The organism is Nocardia sp. NPDC004123 (assembly GCF_053603795.1).
In genome coordinates this window covers 13,942-36,373 of record NZ_JBSGGG010000002.1, presented here as the reverse complement: position 1 = coordinate 36,373, position 22,432 = coordinate 13,942, and the positions used below count along the sequence as shown (strand labels likewise).

Annotated in this window: 23 protein-coding genes; 18 read left to right on the top strand and 5 right to left on the bottom strand. The window is 68.9% G+C overall.

Annotated elements, in window-relative coordinates:
* Positions 1–2: 2 nt before the first annotated feature.
* Positions 3–611, bottom strand: coding sequence for a TetR/AcrR family transcriptional regulator (locus tag ACWEQQ_RS02625; RefSeq protein ID WP_452338501.1), 609 nt, complete (start codon positions 609–611; stop codon positions 3–5).
* 69 nt (positions 612–680) lie between these two features.
* On the opposite strand from ACWEQQ_RS02625, the gene ACWEQQ_RS02620 reads away from it, so the two are divergent.
* Both ACWEQQ_RS02620 and ACWEQQ_RS02615 read left to right on the top strand, forming a co-directional pair.
* Positions 681–1,640 (top strand): patatin-like phospholipase family protein, encoded by a 960-nt coding sequence (locus ACWEQQ_RS02620; protein WP_452338502.1) that lies wholly within the window; start codon positions 681–683, stop codon positions 1,638–1,640.
* On the top strand, positions 1,637–2,497 hold the full coding sequence (locus ACWEQQ_RS02615; RefSeq protein WP_452338503.1) for an SDR family oxidoreductase: 861 nt from the start codon (positions 1,637–1,639) through the stop codon (positions 2,495–2,497). The genes ACWEQQ_RS02620 and ACWEQQ_RS02615 overlap by 4 nt, the downstream gene beginning before the upstream one ends.
* A gap of 27 nt (positions 2,498–2,524) precedes the next feature.
* Here ACWEQQ_RS02615 and amaB read toward each other — a convergent pair whose 3' ends face one another.
* A complete protein-coding gene (gene amaB, locus ACWEQQ_RS02610; RefSeq protein WP_452346896.1) occupies positions 2,525–4,054 on the bottom strand; it encodes an L-piperidine-6-carboxylate dehydrogenase in 1,530 nt (509 codons plus the stop codon).
* Positions 4,055–4,112: 58 nt separating this feature from the next.
* Here amaB and ACWEQQ_RS02605 point away from each other — a divergent pair, with 58 nt between their 5' ends.
* The 6 genes from ACWEQQ_RS02605 to ACWEQQ_RS02580 all read left to right on the top strand — a co-directional run bounded on the left by ACWEQQ_RS02605 (position 4,113) and on the right by ACWEQQ_RS02580 (position 10,424).
* On the top strand, positions 4,113–4,565 hold the full coding sequence (locus ACWEQQ_RS02605; protein WP_040855781.1) for an Lrp/AsnC family transcriptional regulator: 453 nt from the start codon (positions 4,113–4,115) through the stop codon (positions 4,563–4,565).
* A gap of 101 nt (positions 4,566–4,666) precedes the next feature.
* Entirely contained in the window at positions 4,667–6,007 is a 1,341-nt protein-coding gene (lat, locus tag ACWEQQ_RS02600) for an L-lysine 6-transaminase (RefSeq protein ID WP_452346895.1), read from the top strand.
* A 174-nt stretch (positions 6,008–6,181) separates the two neighbouring features.
* Positions 6,182–7,360, top strand: coding sequence for a YVTN family beta-propeller repeat protein (locus ACWEQQ_RS02595; RefSeq protein WP_452338506.1), 1,179 nt, complete (start codon positions 6,182–6,184; stop codon positions 7,358–7,360).
* A 246-nt stretch (positions 7,361–7,606) separates the two neighbouring features.
* Positions 7,607–9,244: an acyl-CoA carboxylase subunit beta gene (locus ACWEQQ_RS02590; protein WP_379394913.1), complete on the top strand. Its 1,638-nt coding sequence runs from the start codon at positions 7,607–7,609 to the stop codon at positions 9,242–9,244.
* Positions 9,245–9,458: 214 nt separating this feature from the next.
* On the top strand, positions 9,459–9,776 hold the full coding sequence (locus ACWEQQ_RS02585; protein ID WP_452347080.1) for an acyl-CoA carboxylase subunit epsilon: 318 nt from the start codon (positions 9,459–9,461) through the stop codon (positions 9,774–9,776).
* A gap of 6 nt (positions 9,777–9,782) precedes the next feature.
* Positions 9,783–10,424 (top strand): Maf family protein, encoded by a 642-nt coding sequence (locus ACWEQQ_RS02580; protein WP_452346894.1) that lies wholly within the window; start codon positions 9,783–9,785, stop codon positions 10,422–10,424.
* Here the strand turns inward: ACWEQQ_RS02580 and ACWEQQ_RS02575 are convergent.
* Positions 10,368–11,063: a helix-turn-helix transcriptional regulator gene (locus ACWEQQ_RS02575; protein ID WP_452346893.1), complete on the bottom strand. Its 696-nt coding sequence runs from the start codon at positions 11,061–11,063 to the stop codon at positions 10,368–10,370. The genes ACWEQQ_RS02580 and ACWEQQ_RS02575 overlap by 57 nt on opposite strands.
* A 273-nt stretch (positions 11,064–11,336) precedes the next feature.
* Between ACWEQQ_RS02575 and ACWEQQ_RS02570 the strand changes: the two genes are divergently transcribed.
* The 6 genes from ACWEQQ_RS02570 (at position 11,337) to ACWEQQ_RS02545 (ending at position 16,566) form a co-directional block, all read left to right on the top strand.
* The gene (locus tag ACWEQQ_RS02570; protein ID WP_452338509.1) at positions 11,337–12,236 is read left to right on the top strand and encodes a sulfurtransferase; all 900 of its coding nucleotides are present in this window, start codon (positions 11,337–11,339) and stop codon (positions 12,234–12,236) included.
* A gap of 200 nt (positions 12,237–12,436) precedes the next feature.
* Positions 12,437–14,230, top strand: coding sequence for an acetyl/propionyl/methylcrotonyl-CoA carboxylase subunit alpha (locus ACWEQQ_RS02565; RefSeq protein ID WP_452346892.1), 1,794 nt, complete (start codon positions 12,437–12,439; stop codon positions 14,228–14,230).
* Positions 14,231–14,320: 90 nt separating this feature from the next.
* Positions 14,321–14,746 carry a DUF1707 SHOCT-like domain-containing protein gene (locus ACWEQQ_RS02560; protein ID WP_354830123.1) on the top strand — a complete coding sequence of 142 codons (426 nt, stop codon included), beginning with the start codon at positions 14,321–14,323 and terminating at the stop codon, positions 14,744–14,746.
* Entirely contained in the window at positions 14,746–15,090 is a 345-nt protein-coding gene (locus tag ACWEQQ_RS02555; protein ID WP_354830122.1) for a hypothetical protein, read from the top strand. Before ACWEQQ_RS02560 ends, ACWEQQ_RS02555 begins: the two co-directional genes overlap by 1 nt.
* 171 nt (positions 15,091–15,261) lie before the next feature.
* Positions 15,262–15,678, top strand: a complete 417-nt coding sequence (locus tag ACWEQQ_RS02550) for a hypothetical protein (protein WP_452346891.1) — start codon at positions 15,262–15,264, stop codon at positions 15,676–15,678.
* A gap of 87 nt (positions 15,679–15,765) precedes the next feature.
* Positions 15,766–16,566 (top strand): biotin--[acetyl-CoA-carboxylase] ligase, encoded by an 801-nt coding sequence (locus ACWEQQ_RS02545; protein WP_452346890.1) that lies wholly within the window; start codon positions 15,766–15,768, stop codon positions 16,564–16,566.
* Positions 16,567–16,626: 60 nt separating this feature from the next.
* On the opposite strand, the gene ACWEQQ_RS02540 is transcribed toward ACWEQQ_RS02545, so the two are convergent.
* Positions 16,627–18,048: a serine/threonine-protein kinase gene (locus tag ACWEQQ_RS02540; protein ID WP_452346889.1), complete on the bottom strand. Its 1,422-nt coding sequence runs from the start codon at positions 18,046–18,048 to the stop codon at positions 16,627–16,629.
* 59 nt (positions 18,049–18,107) lie between these two features.
* The gene (locus tag ACWEQQ_RS02535) at positions 18,108–19,061 is read right to left on the bottom strand and encodes an acyl-ACP desaturase (protein ID WP_452346888.1); all 954 of its coding nucleotides are present in this window, start codon (positions 19,059–19,061) and stop codon (positions 18,108–18,110) included.
* Positions 19,062–19,275: 214 nt separating this feature from the next.
* On the opposite strand from ACWEQQ_RS02535, the gene ACWEQQ_RS02530 reads away from it, so the two are divergent.
* The 4 genes from ACWEQQ_RS02530 (at position 19,276) to ACWEQQ_RS02515 (ending at position 22,396) form a co-directional block, all read left to right on the top strand.
* The gene (locus ACWEQQ_RS02530) at positions 19,276–19,821 is read left to right on the top strand and encodes a PH domain-containing protein (RefSeq protein ID WP_452346887.1); all 546 of its coding nucleotides are present in this window, start codon (positions 19,276–19,278) and stop codon (positions 19,819–19,821) included.
* Between the two features lie 9 nt (positions 19,822–19,830).
* Positions 19,831–20,508 (top strand): response regulator transcription factor, encoded by a 678-nt coding sequence (locus ACWEQQ_RS02525; RefSeq protein WP_452346886.1) that lies wholly within the window; start codon positions 19,831–19,833, stop codon positions 20,506–20,508.
* Between the two features lie 83 nt (positions 20,509–20,591).
* Complete coding sequence (locus ACWEQQ_RS02520; RefSeq protein ID WP_452338516.1) at positions 20,592–21,902, top strand: sensor histidine kinase; 1,311 nt, start codon at positions 20,592–20,594, stop codon at positions 21,900–21,902.
* A 113-nt stretch (positions 21,903–22,015) separates the two neighbouring features.
* Entirely contained in the window at positions 22,016–22,396 is a 381-nt protein-coding gene (locus ACWEQQ_RS02515; RefSeq protein WP_452346885.1) for a hypothetical protein, read from the top strand.
* Positions 22,397–22,432: the final 36 nt, after the last annotated feature.

Sequence of the window (22,432 nt, the reverse complement as noted above, 5' to 3'; positions counted from 1 at the left end):
AGCTAGCGCTGCGGAATGCGCTGCGCGGCGGCCAGCATGGCCCGCACGGCGTCGGTGATCAGGCGGGCCGAGATCCCGGGGTCCACGGCGCGTTGAATGCCAAGGCCCAGGCCGAGACTCAGTAGCGTGGTCGCGGCGTCCTCGGCCGACATGGGCAGGGTCAGGTGCATGGAGTCGGCCAGCGCCTGCAGCTGAACCGCGACCGCGCCGCGCATCATGCTCAGGCTGGAGACCAGCGCGGCCTGCAGATCCGGGTTGTCGCGGGCCACGATGGCGAACTCGAATTCCAGCAGGGTCCAGCCGACATCGCCGAGTGTGCGCTCGGCCCAGCCCTGGAAGCGTTCCATCCGCGCCTCCAGGTCGTCCTCGCCGGCGAGCAGGTCGCTCAGCTCGGTGAACTTGGTCTCGTGAATGAGGGCCAGCACCTCGAGGCAGAGCGCGGATTTGGTCCGGAAGTTCGAGTAGACCGCGCCCTTGGAGTACCCGGCCTCCTCGGCGACCCGTTCCAGGCTGGTCTTGGCATACCCGTCCGTCAGGAACATCTCGCGCGCGGTGGCGAGCAGGTCCGCGCGGGTGCGCGCCTGGCTCTCGGTCCTGGTGAGTCGTGCCATGGCCACGATTCTATGTACTCCAGGATTTGGGATACCGACGGTATGTGAAAACTGCTAGTCTGCGAAACCATGAGTAACAGGAACGGGTCACAGCGACGTGGCCTGGCCATCGGGTGCGGCGGCACGGTCGGCATGGCCTGGATCGTCGCCGCGCTGGCCGCGGTACGGGACGTGCTCGACTGGGACCCGCGCACCGCCGACGTCATGATCGGCACCTCGGCGGGCGCGGAGGCGCTGACCATGCTGGGCAGTGGCATCGGGGTCGACGACCTGGTCGCCATGCAGCGCGGCACCGCCACCAACCCGATCCTCACCGACCACATGCGCTCGGAGCCCGGACGATTCCCGCCGCTGCCGCGCCCACGCCTGGGCGCGCCCGGCCGCGCGGTCCGGGAACTGCTGGCCCGTCCCGGAAACGGTCACGCCCTGCTCACCGCGGGCAGTGGGTTGCTGCCGCAGGGGGGCGGCGACCCGGCCTGGCTCCAGCGACTGGCCGAGCGGCTGAACCCCGGCCGGGACTGGGTCCAGCACCCGGCGACCTGGCTGGTGGCCATGGACAATGCCGGCGGCCAGCGGGTGGCCTTCGGGTCCCCGTCCGCACCCGACGCGAATCTCGGTGCGGCCCTGCGTGCTTCGTGGGCGGTGCCCGGCTGGTTCCCGGCCGTCCCGATCGCGGGCCGCCGGTTCATCGACGGCGGCGCGGCCTCCACCGCGTCCGCCGACCTGCTCATCCCGGCCGGCCTCGACGAGGTCGTGGTGATCGCCCCGATGGCCTCCACCGGCCGCCTGCCGGTCACCGGCCCCGGCCACTTCCTGGAGCGCCAGCTGCGAAACCGTATGAGCGAGAAGCTCGATGCCGAGATCACCCTGCTGCGCGCCAGTGGCGTGCGGGTGCTGCGCATCGACGCCACGGCCGGGGATCTCGCGGTCATGGGTCCCAACTTCATGGACGGCCGCCGCCGTCTCGACACCTTCGAACACAGCCTGGGCAGCACCCGCCGCCAGGTCGAACAGGGAGAGTTCAGATGAGCATCTTCGGAAACGGCTATCCCGCCATCGAATTGACCGGCGCCCGGGTTCTGATCACCGGCGCGGGCCGCGGCATCGGTCAGTGCACCGCCGGGCTCTTCGCGAGCAAGGGTGCGCAGGTCGCCATCGCCGATGTGGACACCGCCGCCGCGCAGACGGCCGCGGCCGCCCTGGACGCCAGGGCTTTCGAGCTCGACGTGCGCGACCGGACCCAGTGGGACAAGGTCGTCGCCGACTTCGGGCCGGTCGACATCCTGGTCAACAATGCGGGCGTGATGCCCGCGGGCGCCTTCCTCGACGAACCGGACGCGGTGGGCCACACCACCATGGACGTCAATGTCTGGGGCCTCATCCACGGCATGCGCGCGGTCGTCCCCGGCATGATCGAGCGCGGCCACGGCCACGTGGTGAACGTCGCCTCGCTGGCCGGCAAGATCCCGATTCCGGGCCTGGCCGTCTACAACGCCAGCAAGTTCGCCGCCGTGGGCCTGTCGGCCGCCACGCGCCTGGAGTTCGCGCCGCACGGCGTCAGCGTCAGCTGCGTCATGCCATCGGCCGTGCGCACCCGCCTGTCCTCGGGCCTGGCGCTGGGCGGTGGCATGCCGACCGTCGACCCGGAGGACGTGGCCGAGGCCGTGCTCGGGACCGTGCGCACCCGCCGCGCCGAGGTCGCCGTCCCGAACTACCTGGGCCCCATCGACGTCGCGCTGGCGGCCGCACCCGAGCCCGCGGTCCGCTTGGTGCGCAGGCTCTTCAACGGCGACCGGGCGCTGCACCCGGCCGACGAGCAGGTGCGCGCCCGATACGAGGAACAGGTGCGCGCGATCGCCGCCGAGGAAGACCGGCCCGAGGCCTAGGCGGTCCGGCGAGCAGGCCGGGGGGTGCTACTCGAACCGAATGCCTTGCGCCAGCGGCAATTCGGCAGAGTAGTTGACGGTGTTGGTGGCCCGGCGCATGTACGCCTTCCAGGAGTCCGACCCGGACTCCCGGCCGCCGCCCGTCTGCTTCTCGCCGCCGAACGCGCCGCCGATCTCCGCTCCCGAGGTGCCGATATTGACATTGGCGATGCCGCAGTCCGACCCGTCGGCGGCCAGGAACCGTTCCGCCTCGCGCTGGTCCCGGGTGAAGATCGACGACGAAAGTCCCTGCGGCACACCGTTGTGCAGCTCGATGGCGGTGTCCAGGCGGTGGTAGGTGAGCGCGTACAGGATCGGCGCGAAGGTCTCCTCCCGGACCACCTCGGTCTGCGCGGGCATGCGCACCAGGGCCGGCCGGACGTAGAAGGCGTTCTCGCCCGGCCCCTCGATACGCTCACCACCGCAGATCAATTCACCGCCGTCGGCCAGCGCGCGCTCCAGCGCCGCCCGCATGCCGTCGTAGGCCCGCTCGGTGATGAGCGGCCCGACGAGAACGCCCTCCTCGAGCGGGTTACCCACGCGCAGTTGGCGATACGCCGCCGAGATCCGATCCAGCAGCGGCCCGGCCACATCCACGTGCACGATCAGCCGCCGCAGCGTCGTGCACCGCTGGCCTGCGGTGCCCGCAGCCGCGAAAACGATTCCCCGCGTGGCCAGGTCGAGATCCGCCGAGGGGGTGACGATCGCCGCGTTGTTTCCGCCCAGCTCCAGCAGGCAGCGACCGAACCGCGCCGCCACCCGCGGCGCGACCTGCTGCCCCATCCGCACCGAACCCGTCGCGCTCACCAGCGCCACCCGCGGATCGTCCACGAGCTGCTCGCCGATCGCCGCCGGGCCCTGGATCAGCTGGTGCACTTCGGGATCCACGCCCACCTCCCGCGCCGCCCGGCGCAGCAGGGTGTGACAGGCCAGCGCGGTCAGCGGCGTCGCGTCCGACGGCTTCCACACCACGGTGTCCCCGCACACCAGCGCGACCGCGGTATTCCAGGCCCACACCGCGACCGGGAAGTTGAACGCCGAGATGACCCCGACCACCCCGAGCGGATGCCAGGTTTCCATGAGCCGGTGCCCGGGCCGCTCCGACGGCATGGTCCGCCCGTACAGCTGCCGCGACAGTCCGATGGCGAACTCGCAGATATCGATCATCTCCTGGACCTCGCCGCGCGCCTCGGCGCCGATCTTGCCCGCCTCCACGGTGACCAGTTCGCCCAGCTCGTCCCGGTGCACGGTGAGCAGCGCCGCCAGCCGCCGCACCACCGCGGCCCGCTGCGGCGCCGGTACCGTGCGCCAGCTCCGGAAGGCGGTCTCGGCTTGGGCGATGGCGGCGTCGACCGCCGCGGAATCGCTCGCGCGCAGGGTGATCAGCTCGTCGCCGGTGATCGGGGTGCGGGCCGAGAGTTCACCCGGCTGGGGCATTTCGACACCGAGGCGTTGCAGCAACTTCTCCGTCTGCTCACGGAGCTCACGGGTCACCCCGTCTGACAGTGCGTGACTCATTACATGCTCCAGGTTGGGTTCCGGCACCGAGTTCGGTTCGCTGCGTTAGCCTTCGCTGATGGCGGATACACCGGCGAAACTTGTACTCGACGACATCGATCGACTGCTGATCCGTGAGCTGATTGCCGATGGTCGCGCCACCCTGTCCAATCTGGCAGAGAAGGCCAACCTTTCGGTGTCCGCGGTGCAGTCGCGGGTGCGGCGGCTCGAGGCGCGGGGCGTGATTCGCGGCTACACGGCGAATGTCGATCCCGAGGCGCTGGGCCAGATGCTGTCGGCTTTCGTCGCGATAACTCCTCTCGACCCATCTCAACCTGATGACGCACCCGCACTGCTCCAGCACATTCCGGGTATCGAAGCGTGTCACTCGGTCGCCGGCGATGAGAGCTACATGCTCATGGTGCGGGTGGCCTCGCCCAGGCACTTGGAGCAGCTGCTGCAGGAGATCCGAGCGACGGCCAACGTCCGGACGAGAAGCACCATCATTTTGCAGACATTCTATGACAAGTAAGGCCGCGGCGGCCGCAGACATTCAGGTTTCGCGCCGGTCACGGGCGTAATTATTCCGGAACTTACCGGCATAGCCGTAAAAGTTCATTTACGCTGGGTGGCGTGACCCTCGAACTCGATCGGCTCGGGGCGGCCGCCGAAACCACCCTTGTCACCCCCGCCCGGGTGCATGAGATTCTCGCCGGGAGCATTCTCGCCGACGGCTTCGACCTGGTACTGGACCTGCGCGAGTCCCATGGCCGCCGGCTCGTGGACGCCCGCGACGGCACCGCGTACCTCGACATGTTCGGCTTCTTCGCGTCCTCGACGCTGGGCATGAACCATCCCGCCCTGCTGGGTGACAAGCCCTTTCTGGCCGGCCTCAGCGCGGCCGCGCTCAACAAGCCCAGCAACTCCGACGTCTACACCGTCGAAATGGCGCGCTTCGTGGACACTTTCGTGCGGGTGCTCGGTGATCCGCGGCTGCCGCACCTGTTCTTCATCGACGGCGGCGGCCTCGCCGTCGAGAACGCCCTCAAGACCGCCTTCGACTGGAAGTCGCGCCACAACGAAATGCACGGTCGCCCAGGCGAACTCGGCACCAAGGTGCTGCACCTGACCGGAGCCTTCCACGGCCGCACCGGCTACACGCTCTCGCTCACCAACACCGACCCGGTCAAGACCGCGCGCTTCCCCAAGTTCGACTGGCCCCGGATCGACACTCCGTACGTCGGACCCGATCATCCCGACATCGAGGCCGCCGAGCGGCACGCGCTCGACCAGGCGCGCCGCGCCTTCGCCGAAAACCCCTACGACATAGCATGTTTCATCGCCGAGCCGATTCAGGGAGAGGGCGGCGACCGGCATCTGCGCCCGGAGTTCCTGCGTGCGATGCAGCAGCTGTGCCACGAACACGACGCGCTGTTCATCCTCGACGAGGTGCAGACCGGTGTCGGTATGACCGGCAGCGTGTGGGCCTACCAGCAGCTCGGCCTCGAACCGGATGTCGTGGCCTTCGGCAAGAAGACCCAGGTCTGCGGCATCATGGCGGGCGGCCGGGTGGACGAGGTGCCCGACAATGTCTTCCATGTCAGCTCGCGCCTGAACTCCACCTGGGGCGGCAATCTGGCCGACATGGTCAGGGCCCGGCGGGTTTTCGAGGTGATGGAGCACGAGGATCTGGTGGGCCGGGCCCGGGAGCTGGGCCCGTACCTGCTCACCCGGTTGACCGAATTGTCCATGGCCCATGCGGAAGTCACCGATCCGCGCGGCCGCGGCCTGATGTGCGCCATCACCCTGGCGACCCCGGAGCTGCGTAACGAGGCGGTGAAGCGGCTGCGCGAGCGGGAGCGCATCCTGATCCTCGGCACCGGCGAGCGTGGCATTCGTTTCCGGCCGCCGCTGACGGTAACCGAGGCGGAGCTGGATGAGGCCGTGGACGCCCTCGGACGCGTATTGGCCTGAGCCGCAACCCGACCGGTTGGGTCCGAGTTGTCTGCGTTTGCTGAATAGTCGCTTTTGCCCGAACCGCGTGGCGCGGAGCGACACTCCGTGATCGCGCCGCGAACCTCCATGTCGCCGCCTACTATTCGACGACATGTCAGCTCACCGCAATGCCGCCATGGCACGGTGCGCCCTGTGATCGCGCGCCGTGCACGTCTGGGTCTGGTCATTTCCATCGCAATGCTGGCCGGTTGCTCGAGTGGTGGTGCGGTCACCGTGCCGCGCCCTTCCGCGCCCCCGGCCATCCCACCCGGCGCGGCGGTGGCGCCGGACCTGCTACCCGGCATGCCGCCGCCGCTCTCGCCCGACGACGTCTACGCCGCCACCCGCGAACTCAGTCCCGCCGTGGCCGATCAGCCCACCCGCGTCTACGTCCCCAACAGCGAATCCAACACCATCACCGTCATCGACCCGGACACCTTCCAGGTCATCGACACCTATCCGGCCGGTGGCCGCGAACCCCAGCACGTCGTTCCCTCCTACGACATGCAGATGCTCTACGCCAACAACGATCTCCCCATCGGCAGCGGCAGCCTGCTGCCCATCGACCCCCGCACCGGCGAGGCGGGCGACCCCATCCCGGTCCGCGATCCGTACAACATGTACTTCACCCCGGACGGCAAGTACGCCCTCGTCGTCGCCGAGGCCGACCGCTCCCTGGACTTCTACGACCCGCACAGCTGGGAGAAGCAGCACGACATCGCGGTCCCCGACTGCCCGGGCGTCAACCACATGGACTTCACCGCCGACGGCCGCACCGCCCTGGTCAGCTGCGAATTCGGCGGGCGCCTGGCCGTGGTCGACATCGCGGGCCTGCGCCTGCTGCGCATGATCGATCTGCCCGGCGGCCGCTCCGGCATGCCGCAGGACGTCAAGCTCGCGCCCGACGGCCGCACCTTCTACGTGGCCGACATGATGGCCAATGGCATTTACGTCTTCGACGCCAAGACCTTCGACAACACCGGCTTCATCGCAACCGGCGCGGGCACCCACGGTCTCTACGTCACCCGCGACTCCAAGCAGATGCTCATCACCAACCGCAAGGAGGGCAGCATCTCGGTCCTGGACTTCGCGACCGGACAGCTGGCGAGCAAGTGGCGCATCCCCGGCGGCGGCAGCCCGGATATGGGAAATCTCTCCGCCGACGGCCGCGTCTTCTGGGTCTCCGGCCGCAACAACAGCGAGGTCTACGCCATCGACATCGTCGAGTGGAAGCTGCTCGCGCGCATCCCCGTCGGCCGCGGCCCGCACGGTCTCACCATCTGGCCCCAGCCGGGCAGATACTCGACCGGCCACACCGGCGTCATGCGTTGAGCCCCTCGGCTTTCCGGGGCGCGCGCGGGCCGGAATCCCGCCGGTCCGCAGTGTGTGGACCCGGCCAAAACCGGGCCGGGATGACTGGGGGAATTTGCTATTGAACAGCGTTCGAGTCGAGTCGGTGCGGTGCTCGAATCACGCGCTCTACCTGCGGCTTTCTACTGGCGGGTAGCCAATAACCGTACTCGCGAGTAGCCCCGTCTGGATTACGAAGGGGGTCTGGTACTGGTTACACTCCCCGTCATGACGAGTGTCCAGCAGCAGCCTTCGCCGGGGTCGGCGGGCGCCCCTGATATCCACACCACCGCCGGCAAGCTGGCTGACCTGCGCAATCGGCTGGAAGAGGCCAAGCACCCGATGGGTGAGGCCGCGGTCGACAAGGTCCACGCCAAGGGCAAGATGACCGCGCGCGAGCGCATCCTCGCCCTGCTGGACGAAGGCTCGTTCGTCGAACTCGACGCTCTGGCCCGCCACCGCAGCGTGAACTTCGGCCTGGAGAACCAGCGTCCGCTGGGCGACGGCGTGGTCACCGGCTACGGCACCATCGACGGCCGCGACGTCTGCATCTTCTCCCAGGACGTCACCGTCTTCGGTGGTTCCCTCGGTGAGGTCTACGGCGAGAAGATCGTCAAGGTCATGGACCTGGCGCTCAAGACCGGCCGCCCGCTGGTCGGCATCAACGAGGGCGCCGGCGCGCGCATCCAGGAAGGCGTTGTCTCCCTGGGCCTCTACGGTGAGATCTTCCACCGCAACATCCAGGCCTCGGGTGTCATCCCGCAGATCTCGCTGATCATGGGCCCGGCCGCCGGCGGTCACGTCTACTCGCCCGCGCTGACCGACTTCGTGGTCATGGTCGACCAGACCTCGCAGATGTTCGTCACCGGTCCCGACGTCATCAAGACCGTCACCGGTGAAGAGGTCACCATGGAGGAGCTGGGCGGCGCCCACACCCACATGGTGAAGTCCGGTGTGGCGCACTACGTCGCCTCCGGCGAGCAGGACGCCCTGGACTACGTCCGCGACCTGCTGAGCTACCTGCCCAGCAACAACCGCGCCGAGGCTCCGCGCTTCCCGGCCACCGCCGCCGCGGGCGCCATCGAGGAGAACCTCACCGAGGCCGACCTCGAGCTGGACACCATCGTCCCGGACTCGCCGAACCAGCCCTACGACATGCACGAGGTCATCAAGCGCCTGGTGGACGACGAGGAGTTCCTCGAGGTCCAGGCCGAGCGCGCGATGAACGTGATCGTCGGCTTCGCCCGGATCGACGGCCGCAGTGTCGGTTTCGTCGCCAACCAGCCCTCCCAGTTCGCGGGCTGCCTCGACATCGACGCCTCGGAGAAGGCCGCGCGCTTCGTGCGCACCTGCGACGCCTTCAACGTCCCGATCATCACCCTGGTCGACGTGCCCGGCTTCCTGCCCGGCACCGGCCAGGAGTACAACGGCATCATCCGGCGCGGCGCCAAGCTGCTCTATGCCTACGGTGAGGCCACTGTGGGCAAGATCACAATCATCACCCGCAAGGCCTACGGCGGCGCCTACGACGTCATGGGTTCCAAGCACATGGGCGCCGACGTGAACCTGGCGTGGCCGACCGCGCAGATCGCCGTCATGGGCGCCTCGGGCGCCGTCGGTTTCGTCTACCGCAAGCAGCTGCAGACCGCGGCCGCCGAGGGCAACGACGTCGACGCACTGCGCCTGGAGCTGCAGAACGAGTACGAGGACACCCTGGTGAACCCGTACGTGGCGGCCGAGCGCGGCTACGTCGACGCGGTCATCCCGCCCTCGCACACCCGCGGCCAGATCGTGTCGGCGCTGCGGCTGCTGGAACGCAAGATGGTGTCCCTGCCGCCGAAGAAGCACGGCAACATTCCGCTCTGATAATGCGATATGCGCGGTGTGTGGGGCGCACACTGTCGAATGGGACAAAGGTCTCGTACCGCGCACGATCGCCTCATCCGAGCGAAGATGTTCAGGAATGGCCCTCGCCGTCGAGGGTTGTATCGAATACCGTTTGCGGCCCGGACAAACACGGGCCACGAACGCGCCGCACACCCTGCGGCGAACGGACAGGAGGACTGGCGCTGTGACGACCATGGCCGATGAAGAAGTACTGCGCGCCGCCGAACTGGATCTAGCAACCGTCGATGAACTGGCGGACGCCGTCGACACGGCCGTCACCGAGGTCGCACCGTCGAGCACCGACCCGGTCATCCGGGTCCTGAAGGGCAACCCGACCGACCTCGAGCTCGCCGCCCTGCTCACCGTGTTCGCCGCCGCGTCCGCGAGCGCCGCGGCCGCACCGGCCGAGACCGGCCCGGCCGACAACTGGGGTGTGCCGACCCTGATGCACCGCGGCTCTTCGCCCTTCTCGCCCTACGCTTTTCCGGCGCTGTCGCACTCGCGCGACTGACGGCCTGTGACCGTCTTCGTACTAGCGTCTCAATCTCCGGCCCGGCTCGGCGTCCTGCGCAATGCGGGCGTCGAGCCGGTCGTCCGGGTGTCCCATGTGGACGAGGACGCGGTGGCCGCGGCGCTGCCCGCGGATACCGCACCCGATCGTGTCGTCATCGAACTGGCCCGCGCCAAGGCGCGTGAGATCGCCGGTCAGCTGGCGGCCGATCCCGCCTTCGCCGATTCCGTTGTGGTGGGCTGCGATTCGATGCTGCTCGTGGACGGCGTACTCCAGGGCAAACCCCTGACCCCCGAGGTCGCCCGCGCGCGCTGGGCCGAGATGGCCGGGCGGAGCGCCGATCTGCTCACCGGGCACTGCGTGCTGCGGCTGCGTGCCGGTGAGATCACCGCCGAGGCGGCCGACTGTAGTTCCACCACGGTGCATTTCGCCAAGCCCGAACCCGATGAACTCGACGCGTACATCGCGACGGGGGAGCCGCTGCAGGTGGCCGGATCCTTCACCCTGGACGGCCTGGGCGGCTGGTTCGTGGACAAGATCGACGGTGATCCGTCGAGTGTGATCGGTATCGGCCTGCCGCTCGTGCGGCGGCTACTGGCCGAAGCAGGCGTCGGTATTGCGCAGCTGTGGGTCGGTGGCCGCGCGTAGCTGCGGTTCGGTGGCGGTCCGCAGTTGCGGTGCGATACGGCCGGTCGAGGGCGCTAGCCGAGGCTCGCCGGACTCGGCCCGACCCTCCTCGCGCCCGGCCTCGCCGGGGCGTCCCTGCAGTAGTTCCAGGCGGGCGACACACAGTTCGGGTTCCACGAACGGGTGTAGGCGCACGGTCACGCTCTCGCGGCCGCCGTTGCGGTCCAGTACTTCTCGCATGAGTCCCAGGTGCACTCCGCACACCACCTCGGAGTGGGTGCGGGCCAGTTCGCGTAGCGGGCAGGCGGTCATGCGGATCAGGGCCGACTCTTCGGTCTCGCCGGCCTGGTCGCGTTCGGGGGCGAAGCCGAGCTCCGACATCAGCGTGACGGTGAGGTCCTTGGCGTCTTCCAGCGTTTCGACGGGCTGGTCCGCCGCCTCCAGTTTCGAGCCCCAGGCGCGCCCGGCCGCGATGGCGGCCTCGGAGCGGCGGCGCGGATCGCTGCCCAGCTGATCGGCGAGCACCTGCGCCAATTCCTGATAACCCACCGATCGCTGTACCGCGGTATAGCCGATGCGCGGGCGACCGCGGCCGCGCGGCGGCTGCTGAAATTGGCGGACCAGCGATTCCCGGGTTAGGACGTCCAAATGAAAACGCACCGTTGTCACATGTTGTCCGGTGACGCGCGCCAGTTCCTGGGCGTCGAGAGGCTCGCTGGCGCCACGTAGGATCGCAAGCAGTCGCCGTCGCGGCCAAGAATCGGACATAGCTCACCCCTCCTCTCGAGAGACTTTATCGGATGAAGCTGCGCTTAATTCGCTCAATCATCCGATTCGTGATCTGAAACGAGTTACGTAACCGCCACATGCCTACGATCGGTGTCGAGATTCGAACCGCCAATACCTAACCCACCACGCGTGAAGGACCACAACGTGCCCGTCGCTCCGGATCCGCATCACTCGTTCGGCTCCTACGCACATCCTCACCGACTAGTAACCACAGAGTGGCTATCGGCAAACATCGGCACGCCGGGACTCAAGATCATCGAGTCCAACGAAGACATATTGCTATACGACATCGGGCATGTGCCCGGCGCCATCAAGATCGACTGGCGCACCGAGCTGATCGATCCCCGCACCCGTGACGTCGTCGACGGCGTGGCCTTCGCCGACCTGATGCGGGTCAAGGGCATCGAGCGCGATGACACCGTGGTCATCTACGGCGACAAATCCAATGGCACCGCGGCCGCCACCCTGTGGGTGTTCTCCCTCTTCGGACATGAGGACGTGCGCCTGCTGGACGGCGGCCGCGACGCCTGGATCTCCGAGGCCCGCGACACCACCTTCGAGGTGCCCGCGGCCGGGCTGGGCGACTATCCGGTGGCCGATCGTGACGACAAGTCCGCCCGCGCGTTCCGTCAGGACGTGCTCGCGCACTTCGGCGGCCCGCTCATCGATGCGCGCGGGTTCGACGAGTACACCGGGGAGCTGGTCGTTCTCGATCGCCCCGAGGAACAGGCGCTGCGCGCGGGCCACATTCCCACCGCGGTCAATATTCCGTGGACCTCCTCGGTCGGCGCGGACGCCCGCTTCCGGCCGCGGGCCGAGCTCGATGTCATCTACGGCGCGGTGGTCACCGGCGTCGCGCCGCTGGTCTACTCGCGGGTCGGCGAACGGTCGGCGCTGACCTGGTTCGTGCTGACGTATCTGCTGGGCGTGCCCGGTGTGCGCAACTACGACGGCTCCTGGACCGAGTGGGCCAATGCGGTCGGTGCGCCCATCGTGATCGGCGAAGAACCCGGCGAGCCGCCCGCGGTCGTGGCAAGCTCGTAACGCCCGCCCCCCTCCCGGGGTATGCACAGGGGAAGGTCGCGGGAGGGTCTGGTAGAACAGGTTCTAAAAAGGACCGTTCGAAGAGTCGCATTGCTCACTCTTCGGGCCTACTCTTCGGTAGCCCTATCCTCGGTTCGGTGATTGTTGGCACGATGCCTACACTGCCGACAGACGAAAGTATCCAGAGCACAGGAGGCTCAGTGCCCAACCATGCCAACGCGCAGATCACAAAGGTCCTCGTAGCCAACCGAGGCGAGATCGCCGTGCGCGTGATCCGGGCCGCCAAGGACGCCGGTATCGCCAGTGTGGCCGTATACGCCGAACCGGACGCCGATGCGCCGTTCGTCAAGCTCGCCGACGAGGCCTTCGCCTTGGGCGGCCAGACCTCGGCCGAGTCGTACCTGGTGTTCGACAAGATCCTCGACGCCGCCGCCAAGGCCGGCGCGGACGCCATCCACCCCGGCTACGGCTTCCTCTCCGAGAACGCCGATTTCGCGCAGGCCGTGATCGACGCCGGGCTGATCTGGATCGGCCCCTCGCCGCAGTCGATCCGCGATCTGGGTGACAAGGTCACCGCCCGCCACATCGCCGAGCGCGCCAACGCGCCGATGGCCGCGGGCACCAAGGACCCGGTCAAGAACGCCGACGAGGTCGTGGCGTTCGCCAAGGAGTTCGGCGTTCCGGTGGCCATCAAGGCCGCCTTCGGTGGTGGCGGTCGCGGCATGAAGGTCGCGCACACCATCGAGGAGATCCCCGAGCTGTTCGAGTCCGCCACCCGTGAGGCCATCGCCGCCTTCGGTCGCGGTGAGTGCTTCGTGGAGCAGTACCTGGACAAGGCCCGCCACGTCGAGGCGCAGGTCATCGCCGACAAGCACGGCAATGTCGTGGTCGCCGGCACCCGTGACTGCTCGCTGCAGCGTCGCTTCCAGAAGCTCGTCGAGGAGGCCCCCGCGCCGTTCCTGTCCGACGAAGTGCGTTCCAAGATCCACGAGTCCGCCAAGCGGATCTGCCGCGAGGCCGGTTACTACGGCGCCGGCACCGTGGAGTACCTGGTGCAGGGCGAGACCGTCTCGTTCCTCGAGGTGAACACCCGCCTGCAGGTCGAGCACCCGGTCACCGAGGAGACCGCGGGTATCGACCTGGTGCGCCAGCAGTTCCGTATCGCCGAGGGCCACGAGCTGTCCATCAAGGAGGACCCGACCCCGCGCGGCCACTCCTTCGAGTTCCGCATCAATGGTGAGGACGCCGGCCGCGGCTTCCTGCCCGCGCCCGGTCCGGTCGTCGTGTACTCCGAGCCCGCGGGCCCGGGTGTGCGTGTCGATTCCGGTGTGGTCGAGGGCTCGGTCATCGGCGGCCAGTTCGACTCCATGCTCGCCAAGCTGATCGTCACCGGCGAGAACCGCGAGCAGGCGCTGCAGCGTGCCGCCCGCGCGCTCGACGAGTACCAGATCGAGGGCCTGGCCACGGTCATCCCGTTCCACCGCCACATTGTCGAGAACCCGGCGTTCGTCGGTGACGGCACCAAGTTCGACGTCTACACCAAGTGGATCGAGAACGAGTGGGACAACCACATCGAGCCCTACGCCGGTGCCCAGCCCATCGAGGACGAGGACGAGGCGCCGCGCCAGAAGGTGGTCGTCGAGGTCGGCGGCCGTCGCCTCGAGGTGTCGCTGCCGGGCCAGTTCTCGGTCGGCACGGCCGCGTCCGCCAATGGCGCGGGTGTGGTGCGCAAGAAGCCGAAGCCGCGCAAGCGCGGTGGCGCGGGCGCCGGTGCCGCCTCCGGTGACGCCGTGACCGCCCCGATGCAGGGCACCGTCGTCAAGGTCGCGGTCGAAGAGGGTCAGTCCGTCGAGGCGGGCGACCTGGTGGTCGTGCTCGAGGCCATGAAGATGGAGAACCCGGTCACCGCCCACAAGGCCGGTGTCATCACCGGTCTCTCGGTGGAGGCGGGCGCCGCCATCACCCAGGGCACCGTCCTGGCCGAGATCAAGTAGCGCAACACGATTCGCATGAATTAGCGCAACGCAAGTCGCCGAGTGGCCGCTCACCTGCAGGTGGGCGGCCACTCGCGCTAATGTCATGGCATGGCTGAACCACCCGAGATCCGTATTGGCACCGCCGAGCGTGAGGACGCGATGAAGCGGCTGTCCGATCATTTCGCGGCGGGGCGGCTCAGCGTCGCGGAGTTCGACGAGCGCAGTGGGGTCGTGGCCGCCGCCCTGACGCGCGGTGACCTCGAGCGGGTGTTCACCGATCTGCCGGAGCCGGTGGCGGAGAAGAGCGTTCCGGCGCAACGGGAGTCGCGGTTCGGTGCGCACTGGCGTGATCGAGTGATGCCGGTCGTCCCGATCATCGCGCTGATCCTGTTCTTCGTGACCCACCAGTGGTGGATGTTCCTGTTGATCCCGCTGGCGGGCGCGGTGCTGTACGGCGGCGGCAATCCGGGGCAGCGGCGGGAGCACCGGGAGCGCCGGCGGCAGCGGCGACTGGATCGGGGATCGGAGGACTGATGGAGCCCATCGAGATCAATGCGGGCAGTTGGTATCTGCGGGCCCTGCGTGCGGACGAGCGCATCGACGACCGGCCCGCCCTGGCCGACGCCGGCATCACCGAGCCCGGCTATGTGGCTCGGCGCAGCGCCGAATGGGCTGAGGAGACCCACTTCTCGTGGGCGGTGTGCATCCCCACCACCGCGGAGATGGTCGCCGAGATCGGTGTGCGGCCCAATGCCGACGGCACCGCGACCGTGACCGGCTGGGCCCGTGCGGGATACGACGCCGCGCTGGCGGACGGCCTGGTGACCGTGCGCCGATTCACCGCGGGCGCCCTCGGCCTGGAACCGGTCGACGCCTGAATCCGAGCCGCCGGACCCGTCCCGCTGTCCGGTCCGGACACCGATCTTCGTCGTGAAAGTCCTTATCTACCAGCCTTGATGCCGTCCGCACCCGAAAAACCGGTCGTGCTCGGCCCGGGTCGTGGGTCACTCTGGAGTCGCATCCGAAACCGACGACCTGGGGAGGCGGTTATGTGGAGCTGGAGTGAACACCAAGCAGATCGGGCAGCGGCGGCATCGTTCACCGCGTGGCGGATCCGTGATCCGGAGCCGACAGTGACCGATCCGGAATTCAGTGAAACCTCGGACGACGACGGCGCGAGCGGCGGCGGGCGCACCGCCCCGCTCGCGTGCGACGGCCGTACCGGGGGTGGCGGCGAATCGACGGGGGACGCCGCCGCCCCTGAGTACGCGGAGATGCCGTGTGCGGGTCGGGTGATGCCGGTCCCGGGCACCCCGGTGGCGGGCGCGGGTACCCCGGTACTCGTGTCCGCCGACGCCGAGTCCGACGCGGCCGAGCCTGCGCGCGAGGACATTTCCGAGCAGGTGCTCACGGGCCTGTTCGAGGCCCTCGCGAGCATGTTGCAGGCGGTGTCCGCGCCGCGGTAGCGCGCCGGGCGCGAAGGGGCGGGTCCGATCCGGACCCGCCCCTTGTCGTTGCCGTGTGGATGCGGGCGGGGGAGTAGCGTGCGGTGCATGGACAGGTCGCCGCTGGATGTTGACGTGCTGGGCCGGAGTGTTGCCGAGGTGCCCGAGCTGGGTTTCTTCTCGGCCGTCGAGGTGGTCGAGTCGACCGGGTCGACCAATGCGGATCTGGTTGCGCGGGCCGCGGATTCGAGTGCCGATCGGCTGGTGCTGATCGCCGAGTCGCAGGAGCACGGCCGCGGCCGCCACGACCGGCGGTGGGTGAGCCCCGCGCGGGCGCAGATCGCCATGTCGCTGCTGGTGCGGGTGCGCGGGATCGATCCCGCCGTGCTGGGCTGGCTGCCGCTGCTCACCGGCGTGGCCGTGGTGGACGCGGTGCGCGCGGTGGCCGGGGTGAAGGCGGTGCTCAAGTGGCCCAATGACGTGCTGGTCGACGGCCGCAAGCTGGCCGGGATCCTGGCCGAGATCGCCGCCGCGGGTGCGGACCCGGCGGTGGTGGTCGGGGTCGGGCTGAACGTGTCCCTCACCGAGGCCGAACTGCCTGTCCCGCACGCCACGTCCCTGCTGCTGGCCGGGGCTCCCGAGATCGATCGCACGGTGCTGGTGCAGGCGATGCTGCGCGAGTTCGCCCGCCGCTTCACCGCCTGGGAGGCGTCCGGCTGGGATATCACCGAGCTGTCCGCGGCCTATCGCGAACGGTGTGCCACCCTCGGCGCGCAGGTCCGCGCGGAGCTACCCGGCGGGGAGGTTCTCACCGGAATTGCCACGGGCATCGACGAATACGGCAGGCTGCTGATCGGCGATCGCGCCGTATCGGCGGGCGATGTCACCCACCTGCGCGCCGAGTACTGACAGAAACGCGTTTCCCGCAACCTGATTCGCGCCGGTCCCCGAACAGGTTCGGCGCGCGGACTATTGGCTGTTCTGTCCGTGCGGGCGGCCGCCGTGGCGGTTGCCGCCGGCGGGCCCGGGGAAGCCCGGAAGGGTGAAGCCGGGAGCGGGAAGACCGGGGCCGGGGATCTCGAGCCCGGGCAGCCTCGGGCCGGCCGGGGCGTCGACGGTCGGCGGTTCGGCGGGGGCCAGTGTGTCGTCCGGCGTCGGTGTGACGGATTCGGCGGCGGGGTCCTCGGGAGGCTCGGTCGTCGGCTCGGTGGTCGGTGGAAGCGCCTCCTGGACAGGAATTTTCGTGGTCGGTACGGCCGAGGTCCGGGCGCGTTGCTCGGGCTGCGGTTCCGCGGCACGGCTCGTGAACAACGCGGCGCCGATCCCGATGGCGGTGGTGGCGGCCGCGAAGCCCGCGGCGGCGAGCAGTCGTCGCCGGGTCCAGCGGCGAGTGGGCAGACCCAGATCGGGTTCCTTCGACAGTGCGACCGTACGCACATCCATTCCGGCCGGGATTCCCGCGGCGGGCGCCGGGCGCGGGAGGGCGGTGGTGCGCGCGTCGGTGCCGGCCGGGTTGGGGATGGTCACCTGTGCCTCGGCAGCCGACTCGGCCGGGACGGCGGGCGCGCTGAGGGCGGCCTTGGCGGCGGCGGCGAATTCGCCTGCGGTGGAATACCGTTCGCCGGGGTTCTTGGCCAGGGCGCGCAGGACGACGGCGTCGAGGGCGGCCGGAACGGTCTCGTCGAGGGTGGACGGCGGCTTGGGCGCGAGGTCGAGGTGGGCGCGCATGAGCTGCGCCGGATTGCGCACCCGGAAGGGCCGCTGCCCGGTGAGGCATTCGTAGAGGACGCAGCCCAGGGAGTAGATGTCGGAGCTCGGTGAGGCGGCGCCCTCGAACCGCTCCGGCGCCATGTAGGCGGGGGTGCCGACCAGCATGCCGCTCCGGGTGATGGCGCTCTGGCCGTCCTGCAGGGCGGTGCCGAAGTCGATGAGGTAGGCGACGTCGTCGGGGGCGACGATGATGTTCTGCGGCTTGACGTCCCGGTGGATCAGCCCGGCGGCGTGGGCGTCGTCGAGCGCGGAGGCGACCTGGGAGATGAGGTCGACGGCCGCGTCCGCGGCCATCGGGCCCTCCCATTCGAGCAGGGCCTCGATATCGAGGCCGTCCACGAATTCCGAATCGATGTACAGCCGGCCCTCGAGCTCGCCGTAGCTGTGCACGGGCACCACGTGCGGTCCGTGCAGCAGTGCGGCGGCCCGGGCCTCCCGCTCGAAGCGCCGCCGGTATTCGGGATCGGCGGTCAGGACGGGTGCCAGCATTTTGAGCGCGACGGTGCGATCCGCCACGGTGTCGTGTGCACGCCACACCTCCGCCGACCCGCCGCTGCCGAGCAGTTCGTCGAGGCGGTATCGGCCCAGGTAGCCATCCCCCAACGGATTTCCTCTCGTCACACTGGGGGACACCTTAGCGAACCGAATTTATTTCAATCGCACACAACGTCCCCCCGGTGTCAGACCTTTTGCAATTCGCCGCGGGCGGCTTCCCGGGCGAGCATGCGGTCGCGCTGTTCCTCGAACTTGACGACGTCCTGGCCCAGTTTGTCCAGATAGGCGGCCAGCTCCTCGCGCGCTTTCTCGCCGCGCGGCCCGAAGTCGTTGCGCTCGAAGATATTCCAATTGTTCAGCACCGGACCGACCACTTCCTCCAGGTGCTGGCGCAGGTCGTAGATGCCGTGCTTGGCCATCATGACCCCGTTGCGGCGGAAGTTCGGCATACCGTGGCCGGGCATCACGAAATGGGTGAGCACCTTGGTGATGGCCGCGACCGCCTGGTCGGGCGCCAGGTCCAGGCCGGCCGCGCACAGGGTGCGGTAGAAGATCATGTGCAGGTTCTCGTCGGCGGCGATGCGCTGCAGCATGCGGTCCGCGACGGGGTCGTTGCAGACCCGGCCGGTATTGCGGTGACTCACCCGGGTGGCCAGCTCCTGGAAGGTCACGTACGCGACATTCTGCAGGAAGCCGCCCCAATCACCGGGCGACCGCACGCCATTGGTCATGTGGATCAAGCGCGCCTGTTCCAGCGCCACCGGATCCACGCCACGGGTGACCACCAGGTAGTCCCGCATGACGATGCCGTGCCGGTTCTCCTCGGCGGTCCAACGGCCCACCCAGGTGCCCCAGGCGCCGTCCTGGGAGAAGTTCTCGGCGATCTCGCGGTGGTACGAGGGCAGATTGTCCTCGGTGAGCAGATTGGTGATCATCGCGATCTTGGCGACCTCGGTCAGCCGCGACTGCGCGGGATCCCAGTCCTCGCCACCCATGGCGGCGAAATTGCGGCCCTGCTCCCACGGCACGTAATCGTGCGGGTGCCATTCCTTGGCCATCGACAGATGCCGATTCAGATTCGCCTCGGCGACCGGTTCGAGCTCGCGAAGTATCTGGAACTGCGTCAACTCTCGGGTCACACTCGCCTCCTGTGTCACAACCGGGTAGAGCCTGCTGTCGACGATCACCGGCGAAGCCGGATGGTCCTGCTCGGGAAAACCCTGAAGGTCTTGCGCGGTACAGCTAGGAAGAGGCAACTCGTGCCTGCTGATGGTACCGGCAACCGGACGATTGCTCCCCGGCCCGCAGGTCGCCGTGCGGCCTTCCGGCATCCGGCCGCGATAGGGTTTCGGTATGGGTTATCCGGAGGAGGCATTGGCGCCCGAAGAGGTGCTGCTGCTGCACCGCCATCCGCACTGGAAGATGTTGTTCTGGCCTGCTGTGACTTTCATCCTGATCACCGCGTTGGCCGGATTCGCCGCGGGGGTGACGGCGCGCAATACCGGCGGCACCCTCCAGACCGGTTTGCTGCTCGCCATTCTGGTGCTGTGGCTGGGGATCGTGGTGTGGCGCAGCCTCGCTCCGCTGATCCGGTGGAAGTCGACGCATTTCATCGTGACCGATCGGCGGGTGCTGATCCGGCAGGGCGTGCTCACCCACACCGGCATCGACATTCCGATGAACCGGATCTCGAATGTGCAGTTCCGCCATGGGTTGTTCGATCGCATGCTGGGTACCGGCACGCTGATCATCGGTTCGTCGTCGGAGGATCCGCTGGAGTACGACGACATTCCGCATGTGCAGCAGGTGCACGCGCTGCTCTATCACCAGGTCTTCGATGTGGTGCAGAACAATCCGAACGGTGGCGGCTTCTACGGATCCGCCGGGGCGTACCCGTAGTCTGGTGCCGTGACCGCAGTACTGCTGGCCGAAGACGACGAGGCCATCGCCGCCCCGCTGTCGCGGGCGCTGGGCCGTGAAGGCTATTCGGTGACCGTGGAGAGCTACGGTCCCGCCGTGCTCGAACGGGCCCTGGAGGGTGGTCACGACCTGCTGATCCTGGACCTCGGCCTGCCCGGTATGGACGGGCTCGAGGTGTGCCGTCAGGTGCGGGCGCGCGGCGCCGAGCTGGCCGTGCTCATGCTCACCGCGCGCACCGACGAGGTGGACTTCGTGGTCGGCCTGGACGCCGGCGCGGACGACTATGTGGGCAAGCCGTTCCGGCTGGCCGAGCTGCTGGCCCGGGTGCGGGCGTTGTTGCGCCGCAGCGGAATCGGGGACGAGACCGTGGAGGTGGGCGGCATCCGGCTGGAGCCGGCCGCGCGGCGGGTGCTGGTGAACGGCATCGAGGTGAACCTGGCGAACAAGGAGTACGAGCTGCTGAAGGTGCTCATCGACCGGGCCGGGCAGGTGGTCTCGCGCGAGATGATCCTGCGCGAGGTGTGGGGTGACGCCGATCTGCGCGGCTCCAAGACCCTGGACATGCACATGTCGTGGCTGCGCCGCAAGATCGGCGACGAGGGGCCGGTGGCCGAGCGGCGTATCGTGACCGTCCGCGGCGTAGGCTTCCGGTTCAATACCGACTAGCCGCTCAGTTCGAAATCCTTACTGTTGTGCTGTTCCGCGCGCGTCCGAACCCCGAAAACCCGGCGAAGCGAGGCATCTCGACGATGAGACGCAGGATCCTGCTGTCCATGGTGGCCGCCTTGACCCTCACCACTCTGGTTCTCGGTGTGCCGCTGGCGTTCACGGCCTGGAAGTGGGTCGAGGACATCAACCGCAACGAACTGCGCAACCGGCTCGACGGCATCTCCGAGGAGGTGACGCGACAGGAGCGCGACGGCGTGCTGTACGGCGAGCTGGACACCAAGGCGGTGCGGCTGCTGATTCCCGCCAACGGCAAGCTGACCATCATCTATCCGACGCCGACCGAGCCCAACAAGAAGGTCGACATCGGCGCGAACACGGTGCGCGATCCGCTCTCGGAGTCCTGGTCGATGGGCACCGACGGCTCGCTGCGGCTGGAAGTGCCTTCGGCCCCAATGCATTCCATGCAGCGGCAGGCGCTCGGCGCGGTGCTGGGCCTGGTGCTCATCTCGCTGGGCGCGGGCATCGCGGTGGCGGTGGTGACCGCGCGCCGGGTGGCCGACCCACTGCGGGACGTGGCGGCCCGCGCGGCGCGGCTGGCCATGGGCGACTTCCGCGCCGATCCGCGCCGCCACGGCATCACCGAACTGGACCGGGTGTCCGACGTCCTGGATTCGGCCACAGTGGAAATCGCGGGCCGGCTGCAGCGCGAGCACGCCCTGGTCGCCGATGTCTCGCATCAGCTGCGCAGCCGGCTCACCGCCGTGCGCCTGCGCCTGGACGAGCTCTCCGCGCACGCCGACCCGGCGGTGGTGCACGAGGCGGAAGAGGCCATGGCGCAGGTGGATCGGCTCACCGACGCCATCGACGAACTGGTGCGCGCCTCCCGCGACGAGGGCGCGGCCGAGCGCGATCCGCTGCCGGTGGTGGCCGAATTGCGCAGTGTCGTCGCGGAATGGCGGCATCCCTTCGCCGAGGCCGGGCGCAAGCTGGTGCTGCTCGGCGACCCGACTCTCAAAGCGCCCGTGACGGGTTCACGCCTGCGCGAGGCGCTCGCGGTGTTGGTCGACAATGCGCTCATGCACGGCGGCGGCACCTGCACGGTGTCGGTGCGCACGGTGACGGGCCGCATGGACGATCACGAGCCGCTGGTGGTCGTCGAGGTCGCCGACGAGGGCGACGGCGTGCGAGATGAGCTGGCGCCGCACATCTTCGATCGCGGCTTCTCGGCGGCGGGCTCCACCGGCGTCGGGCTGGCCCTGGCCCGCGCGCTGATCGAAGCCGACGGCGGGCGACTGGAACTCCAGCGTCGCCGCCCCGCCCTGTTCGCCGTGTTCCTCGGCTCCTCGGGGGTGGCGTCGCGGCCGATCGCGGTCGGCACCGAGCCGCGCTGATCTTCTATCCGTTCTCTAACCGTTCGTTAGCCGGTCCTGAGAATCCGCTTCCTACCTTCGGATTCGTCAACCGGAGCCGGCGCACCATCGCCGGTGAGAGAACAGGAGACGCCATGCCGATCTTCACCGTCCGCCGCACCACGAGCGCCGCGGTCCTCGGGACCGCGGCCCTCGGGGCGCTGGTACTGCCCGCGGTGGCGCAGGCCGCGACGCCGGATTCGATTGCGGGACTGGCGGATACGGGCAGTGCCGAGCCCGCCGCCCCGGCCGCCCCCACCGGTCCGGGCGTGCTGATCATCAAGGATCGCGACGGCAATGTGACTGTGCGCCAGGCCGAGCCGGGTGTGCCGCCCGGCCCCGGCGCCGTGCCGGCCCTCCCGTTGCAGCCGGGCCTGCCGGCGCCCGGCGTGGTGACCGTGCCGCCGGGCGATCCGGGCGTGGCGGTCCTGCCGGGCAAACCGTCGCAGACCATCGTGGTGAACCCGGGTCGCTGAGGCTCCGCTCTCAGCTCACGTCAGTATCGTCTGATC

Coding starts and splice junctions, on each gene's coding strand:
- ACWEQQ_RS02625 (WP_452338501.1), bottom strand. CDS start 611: ATGGCACGACTCACCAGGACCGAGAGCCAGGCGCGCACCCGCGCGGAC.
- ACWEQQ_RS02620 (WP_452338502.1), top strand. CDS start 681: ATGAGTAACAGGAACGGGTCACAGCGACGTGGCCTGGCCATCGGGTGC.
- ACWEQQ_RS02615 (WP_452338503.1), top strand. CDS start 1,637: ATGAGCATCTTCGGAAACGGCTATCCCGCCATCGAATTGACCGGCGCC.
- amaB (WP_452346896.1), bottom strand. CDS start 4,054: ATGAGTCACGCACTGTCAGACGGGGTGACCCGTGAGCTCCGTGAGCAG.
- ACWEQQ_RS02605 (WP_040855781.1), top strand. CDS start 4,113: ATGGCGGATACACCGGCGAAACTTGTACTCGACGACATCGATCGACTG.
- ACWEQQ_RS02590 (WP_379394913.1), top strand. CDS start 7,607: ATGACGAGTGTCCAGCAGCAGCCTTCGCCGGGGTCGGCGGGCGCCCCT.
- ACWEQQ_RS02585 (WP_452347080.1), top strand. CDS start 9,459: ATGGCCGATGAAGAAGTACTGCGCGCCGCCGAACTGGATCTAGCAACC.
- ACWEQQ_RS02560 (WP_354830123.1), top strand. CDS start 14,321: ATGGCTGAACCACCCGAGATCCGTATTGGCACCGCCGAGCGTGAGGAC.
- ACWEQQ_RS02555 (WP_354830122.1), top strand. CDS start 14,746: ATGGAGCCCATCGAGATCAATGCGGGCAGTTGGTATCTGCGGGCCCTG.
- ACWEQQ_RS02550 (WP_452346891.1), top strand. CDS start 15,262: ATGTGGAGCTGGAGTGAACACCAAGCAGATCGGGCAGCGGCGGCATCG.
- ACWEQQ_RS02545 (WP_452346890.1), top strand. CDS start 15,766: ATGGACAGGTCGCCGCTGGATGTTGACGTGCTGGGCCGGAGTGTTGCC.
- ACWEQQ_RS02530 (WP_452346887.1), top strand. CDS start 19,276: ATGGGTTATCCGGAGGAGGCATTGGCGCCCGAAGAGGTGCTGCTGCTG.
- ACWEQQ_RS02520 (WP_452338516.1), top strand. CDS start 20,592: ATGAGACGCAGGATCCTGCTGTCCATGGTGGCCGCCTTGACCCTCACC.
- ACWEQQ_RS02515 (WP_452346885.1), top strand. CDS start 22,016: ATGCCGATCTTCACCGTCCGCCGCACCACGAGCGCCGCGGTCCTCGGG.